The organism is Sporosarcina sp. NPDC096371 (assembly GCF_044762865.1).
In the GTDB taxonomy this organism is placed as follows: domain Bacteria; phylum Bacillota; class Bacilli; order Bacillales_A; family Planococcaceae; genus Sporosarcina.
In genome coordinates, this window is sequence record NZ_JBIWFE010000004.1 from 292,949 (window position 1) to 310,192 (window position 17,244).

A 17,244-nucleotide genomic window follows, 5' to 3' on the forward strand; every position below is an offset into this window, starting at 1 on the left:
TTCTCCTACTTTCTTGTAACGTTAGTGATATACCATTTTCCATTCGGATCCAGCTGTAGGCCAGTATAATCTTTATTCAATGCAGCTGTTACAAATCCATGATTCATGACGATCGCTACATCTTCATCAAGCATCAGTTGATTGGCTTGTTTTAAGTATTTCTTGCGCTCTTCCTGATCGATTGTGCTTCGGGATGCATCCACTAGTGTGTCGAATTCTGGATTGCTGTAGTGGGCGCGGTTAGAAGAACCAACGTTATCGCTATGGAAGTTTGGATAGAACATTTCAGATCCATCTGCTGTTACGTTTGCCCAGCTTAAAAACGTAATATCATATTCCCCGGCTCTTGCCGCATCTAAGAAAGTTGCCCATTCCATCGATTCGATTTGAACGTTGAAACCTGCTTCCGTCAATTGTGCTTGAACAATTTCAGCCATCAGAATGAAGTTCGCACGATTGGCCGTCAATAACTTGATCGGCTCGCTACCATATCCATTCTTTTCAACAAGTGCTTTCGCTGCATCTACATCGTATGGAGTTCCCGCTTTGTCGGCTGATGCATCATGGCCGAACACTTTCGGTCCAAGAATACTGTCGCTACGAACCCCAAGTCCTTTCAATTTGGAGATAAATGCATCACGGTCAACCGCACTTGCTACTGCTTTTCTAAACTCTGGATCTTGGTTACGCTCTTTCGAATGGTTGAATGTTAGATAGTAAATCGTTGTTCCTTCTTTTTTCTCGATGTTAATATTTTTCATGCCCTCTAAACGCTCAATCTGTTCTGTCGGCAGATTATCAATTAACTGAACTTCTCCTGCTTGAAGCATGGAAATAGCTGTAGAAATTTCCGGTACAACTTTTAGCGTGAATTTATCGACTTCAGGTTTCCCGCCCCAATAATCTTCATTCGCTTCCATCACAACTTGATCACCAGGTGTCCAACTTACAAATTTATATGGGCCCGTACCTACTGGATCCTTCATGAGGTCCTGTTTTTGGTCAGCTGTAGGACTTACAATTGCCGAATTCGTATGGGATAACGTTGCAAGAAATGGTCCGTATGGATAAAGTGTTTTAATTTCAACAGTATGCTCGTCAATCACCGTAATGGTATCGATTGGTTCCATTAAAGAAGCACGTGGTGCCGCTGTCGCAGGATCACGCAGTTTTTCAAATGTATATTTGACTGCTTCCGCATTGAACGGTGTACCGTCATGGAATGTGATATCTTTTTTTAGTTTGATTGTCCATGTAAGGTCGTCAGGGTTTTCATAGGATTCAGCTAGTACCGGTTCAACTTCCATCGTATCGCCGTTTAACTTAAACAGTTGTTCATATAGATGTTCCGTGGCATTCGCAGATACGGAATCATTCATTAAAATCGGTGAAAGTCCAACGACATCACTTGTTGCTGCATAAGTAATAGACTTTTCTCCACCTTTTTCCCCAGCAGTAGACGAGCCATCTCCCGAACATGCTGCCAAGATTACAACTAAACTCATCACTAGAGCAAGAAGCCAATTCTTTTTCATATTATTTCCCCCTACGTTTTATTGGATATCCATATTAGGATCTAATGCATCTCGTAGACCATCACCGACAACGTTGAAAGCAAATACAGTTAACATGATTGCAATACCAGGAATAATGGTCAGATGTGGAGATGTCCACATAAAACTTTGTCCTTGTGAAATCATTGCCCCCCATTCAGGTGTTGGCGGCTGTGCACCAAGTCCTAAATAGCTTAACGAAGCGGTTGAAAGAATAGCTGTGGCCATTCGCATTGTGGCAAATACAATGATTGGAGCAAATGCATTCGGTAAAATATGTTTGAGCATAATTCTAAGATCAGAAGCACCCATCGATTTCATCGCCATGATATATTCTTTCTCTTTGATCGATAAAACCGAGCCCCTGACAATACGGGCACAAGTTGGAATAGACCAGATACTGATCGCAATCGCAACATTCACCAGGCTTGTACCAAGAACTGCGATAATTAGCATGGCGAGAAGAATACCCGGGAATGAGAACAACAAGTCCACGATACGCATGATGATGCCATCCAGTTTACGGTAATAACCTCCAAGTAAGCCAAGCGTAACACCGCCGATTAGCCCCAATGTCACCGCCCCAATCCCAACTAGCAGTGAAACACGGGCGCCGTAAACGATTCTGCTCCATACATCACGGCCATAGTTATCTGTACCGAGCCAATGACCTTCACTAAACATGGGTAGTTCACTAGCAGGTAGATTTTGCTTAACTGGATCATGGGAAACGATGAACGGTGCAAAGATAGCCATTAAAATTTGAATAATGATAATAACCATACCCGCTACGGCTAATTTGTTTTTCAGCATCTTTTTCAGTGTGACTATATATGCCTTTTCTTTCTTTTTTTCTACCTTCTTATTCAATTCCACTCCGCCAATAGATTGCTCCATCTTGTTCCTCCTCCCCTCAATCGTATTTAATCCGCGGATCGATGAATGTATAAACAATGTCGACAATCAAGTTCACAACAACAAAGAGTGTTGCAACGAGTAGGACAGATCCTTGAACCATTGGAAAATCCCTTGCGGCTATAGCATCAATCATCAAACGGCCAATGCCATTGATCGCAAATACTTTCTCAGTAATAATTGTTCCACCAAGTAAAAAGCCAAAATTCAGACCAATTACTGTAATAACGGGTATCATTGCGTTTTTCAGCGTATGAATCCAAATCACATTGCGTTCTTTTACTCCTTTTGCCCTAGCGGTTCTCACATAATCTGCTCGAATGACTTCAAGCATCGAAGAACGTGTCATTCTAGCAATCATCGCCGCCGAACCTGTACCAAGCGTAATAGCCGGCAAAATCAATTCCTTTATCCCTTGCCATGTATAAAAGGGACTCGAGAGCCCGCCGACCGGCAACACCTGCAAATTCACTGCAAAGACCAGAATCAGTAACGCACCCAACCAAAAGTTAGGAATGGATATACCCGCAAGAGCGAATGTGGTCGACGATACGTCAAGCCATGAATTATGCCGCAGTGCTGAAATCAATCCAGCAGCGATACCAATGATCACGGCGATAATCATACTCGCAACAGCAAGCTTTAATGTATTAGGAAAGCGCACTGCTATCGCTTCTGACACCGGCTGCTTTGTCTGGTATGAATAGCCGAAGTCTCCTTGCACCGCCCCTTTCACATAGCGCCCATATTGCACGAGAAATGGATCATCCAAACCAAGATTCGCTCGTATAGCCGTTAGTTCAGACTCCGTAGCGGTCGGACCCGCAATCATTGCTGCTGGGTCTCCCGGTGCGATATGCATGGAAGAAAAGACAAGAAAAGAAATTCCGAACAACAGGAAGACAAGTTCGAACGTCCGACGTACTATTAATGCAATCATCAAATCCCTCCCACCCGTAATCACATGTTAACCAAATCTATAAATCTGATTAACAAATGTCATCTTTATGTTAGATACGAGTATAGAACAAAGAATTATCTAAATCAATAGTATTTTTCAAATAATTTGTTTCAGTCTGATAGATTAGTACATACTGGTTGAATTTTTATTCAACATTGTCCAAATGGGAAGTCAATAATGCCGAATTGTAGCGATATGCCAAAAAGAAAACCCAGGTTTTTGAAAACGTTTGCAGACGTTTCGTATTCCAAAATAAAAAACCTATCGACCGATAGGTTTTGGGGATTTCATTATTTACAATTTCAAGCCTGACCGACTCTTAAAGCGACGAAGTAGTATATGACTTTCCACTCTCGTTATGCCTTCCAATGCGTATAGTTCCTCGTTAATAAATTTCTCCAAATCGATGAAGTCATTCACCAATACATGCATATGAAGCGTCGAGGGCCCTGTCATCTGATAGCAGCTGGCAACAGCTGGAATATCGGCAAGTGCTTCCGCTACACTGACTAGGGATGAGGGTTCACAGTCCACTTCAAAAAAAGCTGAAACCCCTTTCCCTACTTTCTCGCTATTTACGACAACCGTAAAACGCTCAATAATCCCATCCTCTTGAAGAGCATGAATCCTTTCCCGTACCGCCACGCGCGATAGATTTAACTCTTTTCCAATATCAACATACGACAGCCTACCGTTCTCCATCAGTAGTTCAAGTATTTTTTTATCTGTTGCATCCATTCCCTAACCTCCCACCATAATGTAGACAAAACTAAATAATTAATGCCGATTGTTTATCTATTACTCACTAATTCTTTCACTCTGTGTAAAGTCCAATATGCACTTTAATCCGTAAAACGTCAAGTATACCATTTAACTGGATATTAATCGCAAGGTTTGGTTGAATATAAAAACACGACACAGATCACTCAATCCCATTCTGTTGAATCTTCATGTAGGCGCTAAGTAAGATGATAAATTAGGATCTTCAGCCACGTTTACACAGCCGCCAACAAGGTAATAGATAGACATGGAGGTTGATAACATGGAACATTTTGATGCGATTATTATTGGATTTGGTAAAGGTGGCAAAACATTAGCTTCGATGCTCGCCAAGCAAGGTTTGCGTGTTGCGTTGATTGAAAAGTCGGCGGAAATGTACGGGGGGACATGCATCAACATTGGTTGTATTCCAACAAAATCACTCGTTCATCTATCTAGTGAACGTAGACTGTCTAGCATTTCCAAAGAGCAGTTTTATAAGAATGCGATTGAACAAAAAGATGAGTTAACGTCATTTTTACGCGATAAGAATTTTCATATGCTCGATGATTTAGCCGGGGCCACGGTCTATACAGGAACAGCTACTTTTTTAGATGACAGTAAGATTCAAGTGAAAACCAGCAGTGAAACGTTCGAGTTATCGGCAGATGGATTCTTTATCAATACAGGCTCTTCTCCTATTACTCCACCTATTGATGGACTAGAAAAAGCTGATTTCGTTTATAATTCAACGTCATTACAGCAACTAGATCAGCTTCCTAAAAAGCTAGTGATCATCGGCGGGGGCTATATTGGGCTGGAGTTTGCTTCGATTTACGCGAATTTCGGATCCGAGGTAACAGTGATTGACAGTTCTGCTGAGTTTTTACGCAATGAGGATCGAGATATTGCAGAAGAAGTGAAGAAAGTGCTTGAAGCGAAAAACATCACAATTGTCATCGATAGCCAAGTGAAGTCCATTGCAAATCGAGACGGTGGTGTGGTGGTTTCTTATCGAACAGGCAATTCCGATCATAAGGAAGCATTCGGAAACGCACTGTTATTGGCTACGGGAAGAAAGCCGAATACAGAAGGACTTGGTCTTGAAAACACATCCGTTGAGGTAAATGATCGAGGAGCAATTGTGGTCGATGATGCATTGAAAACGACAGCAAATCACATTTGGGCGTTAGGTGATGTCAATGGCGGACCTCAGTTTACTTATATTTCATTAGATGATTTCCGGATTGTGAAAGACCAGCTAGTTGGAGCCGGAAACTATACGCGAAAAAAACGGAATAACGTGCCCTACTCCGTATTCATTGACCCTGTTTTATCGCAGGTGGGGCTGAATGAAAAAATGGCACAGGAGAAAGGAGTCGCCTACAAAGTGGTCACACTTCCTGCGGCCGCCATTCCTCGCGCTCGCATTGTCCAACAAACAGACGGATTGTTAAAAGCTCTTATCGACCCCAACACAAAAGAGATTTTAGGGTGTACCTTGTTTTGTGCGGAATCGAGTGAAATGATCAATGTCGTTCGCGTTGCAATGGAAGCAAAATTGCCGTATACGTTTTTACGTGACACGATTTTCACGCATCCTACGATGAGTGAGGCATTGAATGACTTGTTTTCAGTATCGATTGATGAATAGACAAAGGCCTTTTATACGTAGTAAACGTATAAAAGGCCTTTCCATTATTCTTTAATAAATTCTTTAGTACTTCTCACTGTATCTATCGGACGAACCATTTGCTCAATTTGCTCACGTTTCTGCTCGAGGAATGGAGGTAAAGATAGTTTTTCCCCAAGTGTTTCGTAAGGTTCATCCCCCATGAATCCTGGGCCATCTGTTGCGAATTCGAATAGAATGCCCGGTGCCACTCTCGAGTACAACGACCCGAAGAAGAAGCGATCTACGAAACCAGATGTTTGGAATCCGAAGCTTTCAATACGTTTCGTCCATTCATCGAGAACAGTACGGTCTTCGACGCGGAATGCAGCGTGGTGAACAGTACCGAAACCTTGTCGACCCGGTGGGAGACTGTCGTTGTGCTCGACAATAACTTGTGCACCGTTTCCGCCCTCACCCACTTCAAATAAATGAAGGGATCCCTCTTGGCCAATTTCTTTAAACAACAGAACCTTCTCCAACACTTCTTTCATGTACGCAAATTCAGAAATCCGAATATGAATCGGTCCCAGTCCCGTAATGGCATATTCCAATGGAACTGGCCCTTTTTGCCATGGTGTGCCGGATGCAATGCCTTTATTGTTTTCATCCGAAATCATTTGGTATTGTTGATCATCGAAATCGACGAATGATAGTACTTTGACGCCAAATTGGTCTTGGATTCCAGCATGCTTCACATCTAAGCGATCAAAGCGTTTGACCCAATAATCCAATGCCGCATTCGTTGGAACACGGAAAGCTGTTTTATAAATTTCGTTTGTACCGTGAGTCCCTTTTTGGATACCCGGGAAATCGAAGAATGTCATATCTGTCCCAGCGCCACCTACGTCATCTGCAAAGAACAAGTGGTACGTTTGAATATCATCCTGATTCACCGTTTTTTTCACTAAACGCATGCCCAATACATTCGTAAAAAATTTGTAATTCTCTTCCGCACTACTTGTAATCGCTGTTACGTGGTGCATACCTTTTAAATGATTCATGTGTAGTCCTCCTATTTATATATAGTCAATTTGGTCTTGTTATTGTGATCTATACCCAAAGTTTTTTATCTTGAATTCAAGATAATTTTAATATAGACGTCTCCATATGTCAATCTCTTTGATTAAGGACTGATTGGACACCTTTTATCTTCGCTTAACAATCTTTACAATACTTTTACATTATACATTTCTCCTACGCACTATAATTATAAATAACTAGTAGGTACAGGAGGACTTTTGTCATGCGAATCACTGTAGGAAAAAAATTATGGATCGGCTTCACTTCCATCTTGCTCATTTTGATGGTTGTCGGTACGTCGGGATTATGGGCATTGACGAAGTTGAATGAGGAATATCGTTTCTTAATTGATGACAAAATACGAAAAGTTGTGTTGTTCGAGCAATTATTGGCCAATCAAAATGAGGATGCGAAAAGCATTTCTGGATTTATCATTTATCAAGATGAAGCGTATTTAACACAACGTAAAAAAGCGCTGGATGTCATTAAAGCGAATTTGAAAGAATTGGATCAGCTTGTACGCACGCCCTCTGCACGAGATTCACTTAAAGAAGCGAAAGAAGCAATCATCAGCTATCAGCAGATTAATGAAATCGTGATAAGAGATGTGAAAGAGGGCAGTTTGGAAACGGCAGCGAAAGTTGCGGCTGAAGGTAAGATTTACGAGGAAGTCGTCAATGAAACGATTAGGGAATTGATTGAGCATCAGAACAGCCAGCAAGTAAAGACGGAAGATGAGGTCCAGCAGGTACTCACCTGGATTCAGCTAATCATTGCCGGTCTGATTGCGGTGGCTGTCATCGTCACGGTTATCATCGCACAACTCATTAGCCGAAGTATTGCACGTCCGGTCGGAACGATGACTGGGGTGCTTAAACAACTGGCGACCGGGGATTTTACCGCAGAACCTGTGAAGATTCGTAACAAAGATGAGCTTGGTGAAATGGCAGATGCCATGAACGGCATGGTAGGAGATTTACGCGTAATCATTTTAAATGCAAGACATTCTGCGGGTCAGCTCGCGGTTCATGCAGAAGAATTGTCTGCAAGCTCGGAAGAAAGTCTTGCGGCGTCAGAAGTGGTCGCGAACAGTACGGAGCAGAATTTGGCGGCAAGTCAACTGCAAGCGAGCACTGTCGAGGAGTCTGTACTTTCCATGAGAGAAATGTTTTCCGGCATCAATCAAATGACGGGCGATAATGAGGCTTTACTCAACTCTTCCACGGAAGTGGTTCAACTTGTCGGTGAAGGCGCCACGCTCATGCAAGATTTTACTCAGCGAATGAACACCATTCAACTGACAAACGAGCAAAACTCCGCCATGATACGCGACATGGCCACGCATTCCGGACAAATCCGCAATGTAACTGCGCTCATTACAACGATTGCGGAACAGACGAACTTATTAGCCTTGAACGCAACAATCGAAGCAGCTCGAGCTGGTGAACATGGCAAAGGTTTTGCGGTGGTGGCAGATGAAGTCCGTAAACTCGCGGAACAATCGAAACAATCTACGGCCGAGATTGGTCGGATGATTGACACGATGATGCGAAATGTGGAAAACGTTGTTGCGCATACCGAAGACGGCAACCGTCATGTGAAAGAAGGTTTGGTTGCAACAGAGAAAACCGGAGACGTCTTTCATCGAATTGAGGCCGCGGCGAACGATATGAGTGAAAAACTCGCAGCGGTCTCGGCATCAATTGAACAAATTCGGGAAGTGACAGCTGTCGTTTCTGATGGATCGCTTAAAGTACAAGCGCTTGCGCTACAATCCTCAACTGAAGCGCAAGCCATCAGTGCTACGACAGAAGAACAATTGGCGGCAACCGAAGAAATCGCGTCCAGTGCACAGACACTTGCAGAACTTGCAGAAACCTTGCAAGCTGATATGGCGCGGTTTACTGTGTAAAATAGTCATCGAATTGAAGCATCCTTACGGGTGCTTTTTCAATTTGGGCAATTTGTGACCGGCATGCTGATTTCCGCACGAAAAAACCCCACTCCACAGTGAGGTTTCCAATCCCATTCTATTCCCTCACCACTGGCATCGAGCAACAGCGGAAAGATCCGCCCGATTTTATGATTTCAGAGAAGTCGACCTCGATCACTTCAAAGCCATGGGCACGCATTTGCGCGTTGACATTTTTGTTTTGCGGCAAGCTGAACACTTTTTTGTCACCGATGGATAAGACATTTGTGCCCATTGTAAATTGTTCTTCTTCGGAAACTTCAATCAGCTTGTGTTTTGCTGATAGCATGTCGATTGTCTTTTGGTCGAGCGCTTTCGGGAAAATGAGCCCCATCTCGGGTGACAGGATATTAAATACGCAGTCGAGGTGCAAGTATTTTTCATCGAATGGGACTTGGACAATTTTGTAGTCAGGTAGATCATGCCTTAATTTACGGACTGCAGCTTTAGATGTGCGGCTGCTAATACCAACATATAATGTGCCGCGGTCGACGATGACGTCCCCGCCCTCTACTCGGTCAGTTGTCGTTTGAAAAGGGATGTCCTCATCGTCTAACCATTCTTCTAGCACTTCCTCCTCTCCCTTGCGAATGTCGCTAGCCATTTCCGAAACAAAGATATCGTCCCCAACCGTGAAACCAATGTCGCGTGTGAAAACCTGTTCAGGAAATTGTTCGGAAGACGGCAGTTTAATCACCTCGACGCCATGCTCCTTCAGGGTTTTCTCGAATTCTTCATGTTGTTTCATCGCCAGTTCTACATTTATATTTTCATCTTCATACTTTTTCTGTACGTCATTAATGACTTCTTCAATGGCCATGAACTTCGGCTGACATAGGATGACGCGGCGTAGCGTATCATATTCTGTATGGCACTGTGTGAGAGATGCCTCTTCTTCGGGAGCGTTCAATTTTCCATCCTCCAGTTTAATTTTTACGTTATCTTTTTATTCCCTTGACTGCGTTTTTTATTCATAGAGGTTTAGTAGAATACAACGATACGGAGTTGAACTGATGATCCAAACAGCTAAAGCTTTGTTAACAAAAGAAGATTTTGCGAAGCGTACTGACTTGCCCGATTGGTTGTTGAGAGAATACCAGACATTCCATCAGACCGTAACAGACAAGACATTTCCCTGTTATTTTGGGATGAATGGAGAATTGAAAGGCGAATTGCGCTATGCATATGTGACGCGGGATGATTGGTCTAATTTGCCGGTAGCATTGGAGCTATTTTTAGCGCTTTTTAATGAACCCAATCCTAAGCGACATGGGCTATTTGTGTTCGTTGAGCCATTTGAGACAGAAGGTTCTTTGGAGGATTATCGAAAAGAGTTTTGGGAGATTCTACAATACTTGCATGAAGCTGATGATGTTGAATGGCCCTCAGAAAGCCCGCGTGATCCTGAACATTATTTGTGGGATTTTCATTTCAATGGTGAGCCGATTTTCGTTTTCGGTAATGCACCCGCTTATAAGCACCGCAAAACGCGAGATTTAGGCAATGCAATGGTTCTTGGATTTCAGCCGAGGAGAATTTTCGAGGGACTAACAGGGACTGAACAAGGCGGGATCATGTCACGCGAAAAAGTACGTGAACGGGTGGCTGTATGGGATCAGTTACCGAAGCACCCCGATATCAGTCACTTCGGTGATCCAACGCATAATGAATGGAAGCAGTTCTTTATCGGGGACGACGCGGAACCGATTCAAGGAAAATGTCCGTTTACGCATAAGAAAATCCAGTAAATCGAGTTGGCGACCAATTGGTATTTCCCGGGAAATAGGCTGTGGCACTCGTTTTCTTGCAAGTCGGGACATTCCTCACAGAAAAACCTCGCATCTCTGCGAGGTTTTTTCGAATTAGTTTTCTGCTGTTGCGTAGTATGCCGCCATTTCAACTTCCGGTACCATACCACCGCCTGTTGCCCAGACGAGATGGTTCGCAGTTGCTGAATCGGCACCTTCTACATGTCCACGAATCGCGTGAACAGGACCTGTCATTCCGGCGAGTGCGGACGGTTCAAGTCTGATGTTTTCCACGTCAGCAATCTGTTTCAATAACTTGAACATCGTGTCGTCGGCGATGGTGTAACAACCCGTTAGAAGCGGCTCCATCGTTTTGCCAACAAAGCCAGATGCTGTGCCAACCGCGAGCCCGTCCGCTGCGGTTTTATTGTCGAGACCAAAGTCTTGAACAGACACGCTGTCCTGGAGGCCCGTCATCATGCCGAGCATCATACAAGGCGAATGTGTGGGTTCTGCGAAAAAGCATTGCACATGATTGCCAAATGCCAGCTTCAATCCGAATGCGACGCCCCCTGGTCCTCCACCGACACCGCATGGTAAGTACACAAATAACGGATGGTCTGCGTTTACGGTAATTCCTTGCTGTGTTAGTTGTGCAGCAACTCTTTCGCCCGCTACTGCATAGCCTAAAAATAGGTCCAACGAATTTTCGTCATCTACAAAGTGGCAAGAAGGATCTGCATCCGCTTGACGACGGCCTTCTTCGACCGCCTTGCTGTAGTCGTCTGCATATTCAATAACCGTGACACCTTTTTCTCGCAACATCTCTTTCTTCCACTGCTTCGCATCTGCCGACATATGAACGGTGACGTCGAAGCCGAGCTTGGCACTCATAATGCCGATGCTTAAGCCCAGATTTCCAGTCGACCCAACAGCAATTTTATGTTTGGCAAATAAATGACTGAATTCCGGCTCTGCAAACTTAGCGTAATCGTCTTGGGGAGTGATTAACCCATGTTCAATCGCTAGTGTTTCTGCATGTTTGAGCACTTCGTAAATGCCGCCGCGCGCTTTAATAGAACCTGAAATCGGCAAGGCATTGTCCTGTTTTAACAAAAGTCGCCCCGGGATTTCCATTCCGTATTCATCTGCAAGTCCTTTTTTCATAGCTGGAATAGTAGTGAGAGGGGATTCAATAATGCCATGTGAAACCGTTGTTTCAGGAAAAACACGTTCGATGTACGGTGCAAAACGTTTGAGGCGATCTGATGCATCTTGAACATCTACAGCGGTTATTCCCGATTTGACAATACCCGTTGTAGCTGACTCTACGAGTGGATTGAGCCATAGTACTTCTTTACGTTCCATCATCTGTGAGATGAGCGGCAAACGCTCTTTCCACTGGTTTACTTCTGTTTGATCTAACACAGATTTCATCTCCCATTTTTTTATGTCTCTTCAGCTGCATGAAGGGCTATTGGATTATTGTAGCGGATTAATAACAGAGCCCACTTGTTCTACTGAAATTTTCATATATCTAGCAATCGCTTCGATAGGAAGTCCATCATGATGCATAGCCAGAATAGCCTCTTCTCTTAATTCCTTTTTGCCTTCTTCTTTAGCCAATTCTCTTCTCGTAGCCTGATCAGACAAGTACTTCTCGCGGGCAATTACGCGTTCTTGCATCACTTCATCTTCGCTGATGCGTTGCAACTCGTTATAGGCCCTTCCAATTCCCAAATCACTCATGGCCAATTCCTCCTTTGTATGATCATCTCCGGAGATAAACAACATCCACTTCTTCAATGCGTTCTTATCCTCTAGGCTACTGTTTAATCTCACCTTCGGCAATTCCAACACATGGATTTCTAAGTGATCCGTGAACTTGATTCGCTTTTCTTGTTCTTCTAATTGAAACGTACTATGATAATGCTCATTTTGCAAGAACTTGAAATCAACAATTGAAATTTGAATGGCTTTCCTCAATTGAGTATATGCCTGCCCGGATTTTAACTGCTTTGCATAAAGCCTAGCCCAGTACAACAGCATTCTATTTTCAAAACCATCATGGTGTTCTAGTTGCATTTCGATATTGATTTCAGCATTCTTTGCAGTACGTACGCGTATATCCATCACAGAATACTTCTCGTCTACAAAGTCTGCTCCCATATGCGTATCTAGGAAAGTAATCTTCACTACATCTTCTTTCAATATCGCATTCAATAACAATAAAAGAAGATCCTCATTTCTTTCCTCTCCAAAAATCGCTTTAAAGACAAGATCATTCCGAACGTCTAACAACTTCTTTCTATACTTCTCCGTCTTTTCCCTTACGAGTGCTACCAAACCAACACCTCCCATTTATACTCCCCACTATAGAATATACATTCCCCTTATTAGAATATCTAAACATCACTTTCGTCTATATATCACTTCAACACAACTTGTTCAATCAGCTCTCTCGTCAGCTCAAATCGCGGATTAATAGTATCCCCTCCACCTGCGTCAACATCCATCACAACCGTAATAATACGCCGCCCATCAAACACACCTGTACTCACAAAACAAGAGCCCGCCTGATCTGTATACCCTGTCTTCAATCCATCAATTCCTGGATAGTATTGTGGCATACCGGGTAGCATCAAATTTGTGCTCCATAGTCGAACTCCCTCACTGGTCGTAAAGTCCGTCATCCCCGCAAAATCGAGTACTTTGGGATGTTTGACCAGCAATTGTTGTGCAATGATCGCAACATCTCGCGCAGACGAACGATTTGTCTCGTCTTGCCCCCTACCCATATAGTCACCATCTAGTCCACTCGCATTGAAAAAAGTCGTTTCCTTGAGTCCAAAACTTCTAGCTTGTTCATTCATCAACTTCACGAAAGCCTCTTCCGTTCCACTCACCATTTCCGCTAGCGCCATTGCTGCATCATTTGCTGAATTAACGACCATAGCCGAAAAAAGTTCTTCTACCGGATAGCTATTACCGTTTGTCATACCCAGTTTGACAGCACCGGCATTTCTCGTCATGCTTTGTACATAATCACTAGGTTGGTAGCTGCTTTCCCATGATAGTGTGCCATTGTTGATCGCATTCAACACAAGATATTCCGTCATCAATTTAGTCATACTGGCAATCGGCAATGCTTCCACACTATTGTCTTCGTACAATACTTTTCCGCTTTCTGCCTCCATCAGAATGGTAGCTTTTGCACCAATCGTCAAATCAACTGGGTCTGTCATCGACCCCTTGTCCTTCAACACAAAAGTCAGGCCAAGTGCGCCAATCATTATAATAAATAATAACTTCTTCATATTTTCACACCTTTTCATCCATAAGTTTTCCTGTCTTTTCATTATGGACAATAAAAGTGAAGAATTCCGTAGAATATTCATGAAGAATTTCTTAAGTTTTCAATGGCGCCCCGGCATAACTGCGTCCAAACCTATATATGTTGAACTTATGATTTTCACCTAATCTCCAGCGAGAGCGCCTTACTGGGGTAGCCGAAGCGATAAGACTGATAGTGGTTTTCTAGCAGGCTTATCGCGGGAGGCATCCCCAAGCGCCGAGCGTTGTTGGTAGGATTCTTTAGTTCAATTTATATAGAATCAAGTTACATCCATCCGCACACACCACAACCCGCCTTTCCGAATACAATACAGTAATAACTGGACGATGGGGGGCGTTTGAAGGTTGGGGCAATGGGTCACAGCGGTTCGAGGAGGCGTTCCCTACAGTCGATGCGCAATCAGTTCGACAGGTTCATTGCTAGCACCTGTTTATGACAAAATGGACGGACCATCTGACGTTATGTTTTAAGAATATAAAAACTCCGCTAATCCAAAAAGGATTAGCGGAGTTTTCCTTTATAGTTTTGTGCGTACATCCCATAATTCCGGGAAAAATCGATGATCCAGCACGGACTTTAAATAGTTGACGCCAGACGAGCCACCTGTCCCCATTTTAAATCCAATGATTCGCTCAACCGTTTTCATATGGCGGAAGCGCCACTGCTGATGGCTATCCTCAATGTCGACCAACTTCTCAGCAAGCTGATACAAATCCCAATGGTCATCGACATTGCGGTACACTTCCAGCCATGCATCGGCAACTGTTGGGTCCCCTTGATACGTAACGGAAAAGTCACGCGTTAGCAATTCCGGGTTAATAGGGAAGCCTGCCCTTGCCAGTGCACGAATCGCTACATCGTAAATCCCCGGTGCAAGGTACGCTACTTGAAGTTGGTTCGCCAATTCCGGGTCCTTTTCGTAAATCTTTAAAATATGCGGTTGTTTATAGCCCAGCGCAAATTCAATCATGCGATTCTGATATGACTGGAAGCCGGATGCTCTGCCCAGGCTCTCGCGAAACTCCATATATTCAGCCGGTGTCAACGTCGCAAGCACATCCCACGCCTGAATAATCTGCGTCTGTGTTCTCGATACGCGTGCTAACATTTTAAACGCTTCCGGCAATTCATCTTTCTCAATCAGCTCTATCGCCGTGCTAAGCTCATGCAATATCAGCTTCATCCACAGCTCGCTCACCTGATGAATCACGATGAACAGCATTTCGTCATGATGACCGGATAAGCGCTGTTGACTCGACAATAACTTATCTAGATTTAAGTATTCCCCGTATGTCATATTATCTTTAAAATCTGTATGAATCCCTTTTTCACTCATGACTGCATCTCCTAACTACCGCACGCACTGGACTGCCATCGCTATCTTTTAACGGTAGCGGCAATGCAATTAGTTCATAATCGCCCGGTTCCACTGCCCCGAGCACGATATTCTCCAAAATCATCACGCCATTGTCATTGAGTGCATGATGCGCTTCCATCAACTTGCTATCTTCCGGGTCAACGGATGGTGTATCGATACCAATCAGCCGTACACCACGCTCTTTCAATAAAAGACCGATATCCGCACGCAAAACGGTAAATGCTTCCGGAAACACATTCGCATCAGGTCGACTGCCCGTTTTCAATAAAATCCGTTCCGCTCCGCCGAAATCGATTCCTTCCAACTCCGCACGACCCACGCTGTCAACACCTGTCACATCAATCACACGCGCACGTCCAATGTACAAGTCAATCGGCAAATCGAGCACTCGCTTGCCATTATCATCAAAGTGAAACGGTGCATCGATATGTGTGCCCATATGTGTACTCGTTGTCATCTTCCCGATATTGACCGAGCCTGTATCCTTTTTAGCAAAAGCAACTTCATAGGTAAACGGCGTGTCGCCTGGCCATTCTGCAATCTCATTTTGAAGCGGTTGTGAAATATCAATCCATTCTCCCGTCATGCCACGACACCCCTTTTATTCTCAAACTTTTCATACCGTTTTTCGTCCATAATGACTTTCAATTTCTGAACCGTATGCCAGACATCTTCAAAGGAATTATACAGGGCTACAGGTGCAAGTCGAATGCCATTTGGTGCCCGAAAATCAGGGATGACCCCTTCCGCTTTCAACGCTTTACAAATACGAGCAGCTTCTTCGTGTTCAAGCAAAATATGTCCCCCACGCGACTCGTCAACCGGATTACCGATTACGAATCCCGCTCCAAAAAGTTCCACGTGGAGCAAATTCAACATATATTCTGTCAATTCGAGTGATTTCGCCCTTATTCTACTTATACCGACTTCCTCAAACAATTCAAGCGCGCCAATAACCGGCGCTAAACTCAACACATGAGGCGTGCCAATCTGGTACGCAGAGACATCCATTGCGGGATCCATCGTATGATCCATATCAAACTGTGATTCTTTTTTGGATCCAAACCATCCCGCTAGCCCAGGGACAGCACCGAAATGTTTGTCATGAACAAATAAGCCTGCAACTGAACCAGGTCCACCATTCAAATGTTTGTATGTACACCAAAAAGCAAAATCCGCTCCCCAGTCATGCAAAGCATGTTCAACCGCACCGACCGAGTGACATAAGTCGAAGCCAATCGGAATGCCACGTTCACTTGCCGCTGCTGTCAGTCGCTCCATATCGAGCACCTGCCCACTTCTATAAAGCACAGCAGGTAAGACAATCAGTGCAATCTCATCCGTCATCGCTTCAATGATGTCGGCTTCGTCTAAAAATCGACCATCTCGGCTTGTGACACGCACTAGATGTTCTTCAGGGTCATACCCTTTCAAGGTCAATTGGCTTTTCAGCGCATAAATATCCGAAGGGAAATTCAATTCATCCGCAAGAATCTTCGTTTTATCTCCCGTCGGCTTATAAAACGTTGCGGCAAGCTGATGCAGGTTCGTTGTGGTCGAACCCGTAGCGATAACTTCACTCGTCGTTCCCCCTACAAGCGGCGCCATTTTCTCCCCGACGGATTCTGAAAGGTAAAACCACGGATTGTCCCCCTCTGTCCAGCCCTCAATGCCTAGCGTTTTCCATGAATCCAGTAAACTATGTAGCGTCTGCTCCGCCCTTTTCGATAATAAACCGAGCGAATTGCCATCCATATAGATTGTATCTTTTAGTAAATAAAATTCTTCTTTGTACTTCGCAAGGCTATCTTTGTCATCAAGACCCTTTGCATAGTCAATCCCATACACACCCTATTCCCCCTTGTTCGAAATTTCCATTTTCAATAAAATCATACCACACTAGCGTTC

General features: G+C 43.9%; 16 protein-coding genes. 4 read left to right on the top strand and 12 right to left on the bottom strand.

The genetic code is table 11. From position 1 onward, the window contains the following. Nucleotides 1-5 precede the first annotated feature (5 nt). The 4 genes from ACIQ0H_RS12955 to ACIQ0H_RS12970 all read right to left on the bottom strand — a co-directional run bounded on the left by ACIQ0H_RS12955 (nt 6) and on the right by ACIQ0H_RS12970 (nt 4,167). A complete protein-coding gene (locus tag ACIQ0H_RS12955; RefSeq protein ID WP_403415249.1) occupies nt 6-1,535 on the bottom strand; it encodes an ABC transporter substrate-binding protein in 1,530 nt (509 codons plus the stop codon). 18 nt (nt 1,536-1,553) lie between these two features. Next, nucleotides 1,554-2,450, bottom strand: a complete 897-nt coding sequence (locus ACIQ0H_RS12960; protein ID WP_403415252.1) for an ABC transporter permease — start codon at nt 2,448-2,450, stop codon at nt 1,554-1,556. Nucleotides 2,451-2,466: 16 nt separating this feature from the next. Beyond that, nucleotides 2,467-3,408 (bottom strand): nickel ABC transporter permease, encoded by a 942-nt coding sequence (gene nikB, locus ACIQ0H_RS12965; RefSeq protein ID WP_403415255.1) that lies wholly within the window; start codon nt 3,406-3,408, stop codon nt 2,467-2,469. 315 nt (nt 3,409-3,723) lie between these two features. After that, nucleotides 3,724-4,167: an Lrp/AsnC family transcriptional regulator gene (locus ACIQ0H_RS12970; RefSeq protein WP_403415257.1), complete on the bottom strand. Its 444-nt coding sequence runs from the start codon at nt 4,165-4,167 to the stop codon at nt 3,724-3,726. Nucleotides 4,168-4,471: 304 nt separating this feature from the next. Between ACIQ0H_RS12970 and ACIQ0H_RS12975 the strand changes: the two genes are divergently transcribed. Then, nucleotides 4,472-5,842 (top strand): FAD-dependent oxidoreductase, encoded by a 1,371-nt coding sequence (locus tag ACIQ0H_RS12975; RefSeq protein ID WP_403415260.1) that lies wholly within the window; start codon nt 4,472-4,474, stop codon nt 5,840-5,842. Between the two features lie 44 nt (nt 5,843-5,886). Here ACIQ0H_RS12975 and ACIQ0H_RS12980 read toward each other — a convergent pair whose 3' ends face one another. Further along, a complete protein-coding gene (locus ACIQ0H_RS12980) occupies nt 5,887-6,864 on the bottom strand; it encodes a ring-cleaving dioxygenase (protein ID WP_403415262.1) in 978 nt (325 codons plus the stop codon). A gap of 242 nt (nt 6,865-7,106) precedes the next feature. Here ACIQ0H_RS12980 and ACIQ0H_RS12985 point away from each other — a divergent pair, with 242 nt between their 5' ends. After that, nucleotides 7,107-8,795, top strand: a complete 1,689-nt coding sequence (locus ACIQ0H_RS12985) for a methyl-accepting chemotaxis protein (protein WP_403415264.1) — start codon at nt 7,107-7,109, stop codon at nt 8,793-8,795. 118 nt (nt 8,796-8,913) lie between these two features. Here ACIQ0H_RS12985 and ACIQ0H_RS12990 read toward each other — a convergent pair whose 3' ends face one another. Further along, nucleotides 8,914-9,765: a dimethylarginine dimethylaminohydrolase family protein gene (locus ACIQ0H_RS12990; RefSeq protein WP_403415266.1), complete on the bottom strand. Its 852-nt coding sequence runs from the start codon at nt 9,763-9,765 to the stop codon at nt 8,914-8,916. 103 nt (nt 9,766-9,868) lie between these two features. Here ACIQ0H_RS12990 and ACIQ0H_RS12995 point away from each other — a divergent pair, with 103 nt between their 5' ends. After that, on the top strand, nt 9,869-10,603 hold the full coding sequence (locus tag ACIQ0H_RS12995; RefSeq protein WP_403415269.1) for a YqcI/YcgG family protein: 735 nt from the start codon (nt 9,869-9,871) through the stop codon (nt 10,601-10,603). Nucleotides 10,604-10,717: 114 nt separating this feature from the next. On the opposite strand, the gene ACIQ0H_RS13000 is transcribed toward ACIQ0H_RS12995, so the two are convergent. The 3 genes from ACIQ0H_RS13000 to ACIQ0H_RS13010 form a co-directional block, all read right to left on the bottom strand. Continuing rightward, nucleotides 10,718-12,040, bottom strand: coding sequence for a D-serine ammonia-lyase (locus ACIQ0H_RS13000; RefSeq protein ID WP_403415271.1), 1,323 nt, complete (start codon nt 12,038-12,040; stop codon nt 10,718-10,720). Nucleotides 12,041-12,085: 45 nt separating this feature from the next. Next, a complete protein-coding gene (locus tag ACIQ0H_RS13005) occupies nt 12,086-12,949 on the bottom strand; it encodes an Rpn family recombination-promoting nuclease/putative transposase (protein WP_403415274.1) in 864 nt (287 codons plus the stop codon). 83 nt (nt 12,950-13,032) lie between these two features. Beyond that, nucleotides 13,033-13,920, bottom strand: a complete 888-nt coding sequence (locus ACIQ0H_RS13010) for a D-alanyl-D-alanine carboxypeptidase family protein (RefSeq protein WP_403415276.1) — start codon at nt 13,918-13,920, stop codon at nt 13,033-13,035. A gap of 382 nt (nt 13,921-14,302) precedes the next feature. Here ACIQ0H_RS13010 and ACIQ0H_RS13015 point away from each other — a divergent pair, with 382 nt between their 5' ends. Continuing rightward, nucleotides 14,303-14,428 (top strand): hypothetical protein, encoded by a 126-nt coding sequence (locus ACIQ0H_RS13015; RefSeq protein WP_403415278.1) that lies wholly within the window; start codon nt 14,303-14,305, stop codon nt 14,426-14,428. A gap of 47 nt (nt 14,429-14,475) precedes the next feature. Here ACIQ0H_RS13015 and kynA read toward each other — a convergent pair whose 3' ends face one another. Genes kynA through kynU form a run of 3 tightly spaced genes read right to left on the bottom strand, consistent with a single transcriptional unit; the run spans nt 14,476 to nt 17,184 of the window. Further along, complete coding sequence (gene kynA / locus ACIQ0H_RS13020; protein ID WP_403415281.1) at nt 14,476-15,294, bottom strand: tryptophan 2,3-dioxygenase; 819 nt, start codon at nt 15,292-15,294, stop codon at nt 14,476-14,478. After that, nucleotides 15,287-15,922 carry an arylformamidase gene (gene kynB / locus ACIQ0H_RS13025; RefSeq protein WP_403415284.1) on the bottom strand — a complete coding sequence of 212 codons (636 nt, stop codon included), beginning with the start codon at nt 15,920-15,922 and terminating at the stop codon, nt 15,287-15,289. Before kynB ends, kynA begins: the two co-directional genes overlap by 8 nt. Next, a complete protein-coding gene (kynU, locus tag ACIQ0H_RS13030) occupies nt 15,919-17,184 on the bottom strand; it encodes a kynureninase (protein WP_403415287.1) in 1,266 nt (421 codons plus the stop codon). Before kynU ends, kynB begins: the two co-directional genes overlap by 4 nt. Nucleotides 17,185-17,244: the final 60 nt, after the last annotated feature.

What these genes read in the sequence shown, in the direction of transcription:
- kynA (WP_403415281.1), bottom strand. Translation starts at nt 15,294, where the DNA reads ATGAGTGAAAAAGGGATTCATACAGATTTTAAAGATAATATGACATAC.
- ACIQ0H_RS12980 (WP_403415262.1), bottom strand. Translation starts at nt 6,864, where the DNA reads ATGAATCATTTAAAAGGTATGCACCACGTAACAGCGATTACAAGTAGT.
- ACIQ0H_RS12975 (WP_403415260.1), top strand. Translation starts at nt 4,472, where the DNA reads ATGGAACATTTTGATGCGATTATTATTGGATTTGGTAAAGGTGGCAAA.
- ACIQ0H_RS12985 (WP_403415264.1), top strand. Translation starts at nt 7,107, where the DNA reads ATGCGAATCACTGTAGGAAAAAAATTATGGATCGGCTTCACTTCCATC.
- ACIQ0H_RS13000 (WP_403415271.1), bottom strand. Translation starts at nt 12,040, where the DNA reads ATGAAATCTGTGTTAGATCAAACAGAAGTAAACCAGTGGAAAGAGCGT.
- ACIQ0H_RS12995 (WP_403415269.1), top strand. Translation starts at nt 9,869, where the DNA reads ATGATCCAAACAGCTAAAGCTTTGTTAACAAAAGAAGATTTTGCGAAG.
- kynB (WP_403415284.1), bottom strand. Translation starts at nt 15,922, where the DNA reads ATGACGGGAGAATGGATTGATATTTCACAACCGCTTCAAAATGAGATT.
- nikB (WP_403415255.1), bottom strand. Translation starts at nt 3,408, where the DNA reads ATGATTGCATTAATAGTACGTCGGACGTTCGAACTTGTCTTCCTGTTG.
- ACIQ0H_RS12960 (WP_403415252.1), bottom strand. Translation starts at nt 2,450, where the DNA reads ATGGAGCAATCTATTGGCGGAGTGGAATTGAATAAGAAGGTAGAAAAA.
- ACIQ0H_RS13010 (WP_403415276.1), bottom strand. Translation starts at nt 13,920, where the DNA reads ATGAAGAAGTTATTATTTATTATAATGATTGGCGCACTTGGCCTGACT.
- ACIQ0H_RS12955 (WP_403415249.1), bottom strand. Translation starts at nt 1,535, where the DNA reads ATGAAAAAGAATTGGCTTCTTGCTCTAGTGATGAGTTTAGTTGTAATC.
- ACIQ0H_RS12970 (WP_403415257.1), bottom strand. Translation starts at nt 4,167, where the DNA reads ATGGATGCAACAGATAAAAAAATACTTGAACTACTGATGGAGAACGGT.